Here is a 2,731-nt window from a genome sequence, read left to right as displayed (position 1 = left end):
GTGCCCCAGCGAGAGATGCCGGCCGCGGCCCGGCCGGGTGACGTCGAAGCGGTCGGCGTCCGGGCCGTGCGCGGCCGGATCGCGGCCCGCGCCCGAGTACCCGGCGAGCACCGGCGTGCCGCGGGGGATCACGGTGCCGTCGACCGTGAGGTCCCGGGTCGGGTAGCGGAACGGGAAGTAGCTCACCGGGCTGTCCCAGCGCAGTGTCTCCTCCACGACGTCCGACCACGTGGCCGACCCGGAGCGCACCAGGGCGAGTTGGCCGGGGTGCCCGCACAGCGCCCGTACCGCGTTCGTGATCAGGTTCAGTGTCGTCTCGTGCCCGGCGATCACGAACAGGATGAGCGTGCCGATCAGCTCCTCCTGGTCGAGTCGGTCGCCGTCCTCCTCGCGCGCCGCGATGAGGGCGCTGGTCAGATCGTCCCCCGGGTCCTTCGCCCGCGTGGCGACGACCTGGGCGAGCACCGCCACCATCTCCTGGTTGGCGGCGATGGCCTCCTGCGGTGTCGTGTCCGTGGCGACGACCCGGCTCGACAGATGATGCAGACGGTCCCTGAACTGCTCGTCGACGCCGAACAGTTCACAGATCACCCGCATGGGCAGCGGCAGCGCGAAATGGGCGCGCAGCTCGACCACCCCGTCGGCGGCGGCCCGTACGGCGAGGCCGTCGAGCAGTTCGTCGACGAGGCGCTCGACGCGGGGCCGCAGCTGCGCCACCCGGCGCGCCGTGAACGCGCGGCTGACCAGCGACCGCAGCCGCCGGTGGTCGTCGCCGTCGGCCGTGGTCATCCCGCGCACCGTCGCGAACGTGCGCAGCGGCCAGCCTGCCGGTATCCGCCCCTCGGCCAGGGCCGTGAAGTGCCGGGCGTCCTTGGCGACATCCGGGTGGGCGAGGAACTCCTTGAGCGCGTCATGGCCGAGGACGACCATGCCCGGCACGTCACCGGGCAGCACGACGGAGGCGACGGCGCCACGCTCGAGGAGCCGGGCGTTGCGCAGGTGCGGACAGCCGCCCGCGGGATCGATGCGGTGCGCCGCGGAGGCATCGGGAGTGTCCGCGGCATCGGCGGCATCGGGGGCGTCGGCGAACGGGGTCAACGGAGGCTCCTGACCGATCGGGTGATGAGATCGGGGGAGCGCCCGGCCCGGACCGCCCGTCAACTCCCCCGAACTGCGGCGGTCCTCGGATCCTACGGCGCCTGCGGCCCGAGGCCCAGGTCGTAGATCCGATTCAGCAACCACGCCTCGTTGCCCGCGAGGCCCGCGCGCAGCAGTGCCTCGTCGGCCTCCGCGAGGGGCACGGCGAGGACGGAGGCGGTCGCCGGTGGCTCAGCGGTGGAGAGCGCCGCGCGCGTCGTGTGCAGCAGCCGCAGACATGCTTGCGCCGCCGCCAGTTCGTGGCTCTTGGTGTGTCGGCCATGTACGTCGAGGTTCCTGGTCCCGTTCATGTCTCCACTCTTGCGCACGGGTCTGACAATCCCTCTCCAATGGGGCGGGGCTAGCCTCGTGGGAGCCCTGGGTCGTGCGCCGGGGCAGGAACGCAAGGAGGATCCGCCGTTGTCACCGTTCGCAGCTTCCCTGTTCGACCCCGACGCGGGGCAAGGCCTGCGTCAGCTGGCCGAATTGGGGATCGCGCTGGTCCTGTCCACGCTGATCGGCGCCGAGCGCGCCGTCCAGCAGAAGAGCGCGGGGCTGCGCACGCACACCCTCGTCGGCGTGGGCAGCGCCTTGTTCATGGAGGTGTCGCAGCACGGGTTCAACTCCGTGCTCGGCCTGGAGGGCGTGTCGTTCGACCCCTCGCGGGTCGCCGCGCAGATCGTCTCCGGGATCGGGTTCATCGGCGGCGGGCTGATCTTCGTGCGCCGCGACGCGGTCCGTGGCCTAACGACCGCCGCGACGATCTGGCTGACCTGCGCCATAGGGATGGCCTGCGGTGGGGGCCTGCCGCTGCTCGCGCTCGCCGCGACCGCCTGTCACTTCCTCGTCGTGCGCGGCTACCCCTGGCTGACCCAGCGCGTACCGGCACTCGCCGGAGAACGACGCTCGGGTCTGCACCTCGCCTACCGCGTCGGCAGCAGTGTCCTGACCCGCGTCCTGGAGGAGTGCACGAGCCGGGGCTTTCGCGTCGTCGAGGTGCGTGCCGACCGCGCCGAGTGGGAGCAGCGACCCGAACGTCCCGGCACGCTTGCCGTCCGGCTGGAGCTGGAGGGAGGCGCCGACGTCCCCGCGCTGGTCGCCGTGCTCTCCGAGCTGCACGGGGTGCTGGACGTGGCGTCCTTGGGGTCGGCGGAGTCGGCGGCGGACGAATAGTCGGAAGTCCGCTCGCCCCGGACGGTCTGCCACCGCGCGTGGGGCTGCATCAAGGAGTGGCAGGGCTTCGTGAGGACCGCCCGTCGCCAGGAGCGGTACGTGGCGCGGCGCGCGGTGCGTCGCCACGCGGCGGCGGGCGAGGAGGTCTGACGGCGCGTCCGGCCCCGAGACCTAGGACGAGGGTCCCTCTGGCGGCGCCCGCGGGCGCACCTGATGATCCGTCCATGATTGATCCCCGCCATCTGGCCGCCTTCTGCGCGATGTCCCTGCTGCTGTCCGCGTCGCGGTCGACGAACTGCGGCAGCATCGCGGTCAGGAAGACGATGCTCTTCGGGTTGGTGACGCCGACCACGAATCCGGCGCGCACCGCACGGCCGCCGCTCGGCGCGTCGGCCGCGGCGTGCGGCGCCTCAGCAGCTCC

General features: G+C 72.6%; 3 protein-coding genes and 1 pseudogene. 1 reads left to right on the top strand and 3 read right to left on the bottom strand.

Going from position 1 to position 2,731, the window contains the following annotated elements:
• Positions 1-1,026, bottom strand: a 1,026-nt coding sequence (locus G3I40_RS33855; protein ID WP_343245105.1) for a cytochrome P450, incomplete at its 3' end; no start/stop codon positions are given.
• 164 nt (positions 1,027-1,190) lie between these two features.
• Positions 1,191-1,448: a hypothetical protein gene (locus G3I40_RS33850; protein ID WP_164558665.1), complete on the bottom strand. Its 258-nt coding sequence runs from the start codon at positions 1,446-1,448 to the stop codon at positions 1,191-1,193.
• Between the two features lie 109 nt (positions 1,449-1,557).
• Between G3I40_RS33850 and G3I40_RS33845 the strand changes: the two genes are divergently transcribed.
• Positions 1,558-2,310 carry an MgtC/SapB family protein gene (locus G3I40_RS33845; protein WP_239092105.1) on the top strand — a complete coding sequence of 251 codons (753 nt, stop codon included), beginning with the start codon at positions 1,558-1,560 and terminating at the stop codon, positions 2,308-2,310.
• Between the two features lie 277 nt (positions 2,311-2,587).
• Here the strand turns inward: G3I40_RS33845 and G3I40_RS47600 are convergent.
• Positions 2,588-2,731: pseudogene (locus G3I40_RS47600) on the bottom strand (LysE family translocator); the annotation flags it as partial.

It is taken from the genome of Streptomyces sp. SID14478 (assembly GCF_010548525.1).
GTDB lineage: Bacteria > Actinomycetota > Actinomycetes > Streptomycetales > Streptomycetaceae > Streptomyces.
The sequence above is the reverse complement of the archived record's forward strand: the minus strand, read 5'-3'. Positions and strand labels throughout refer to the sequence as shown.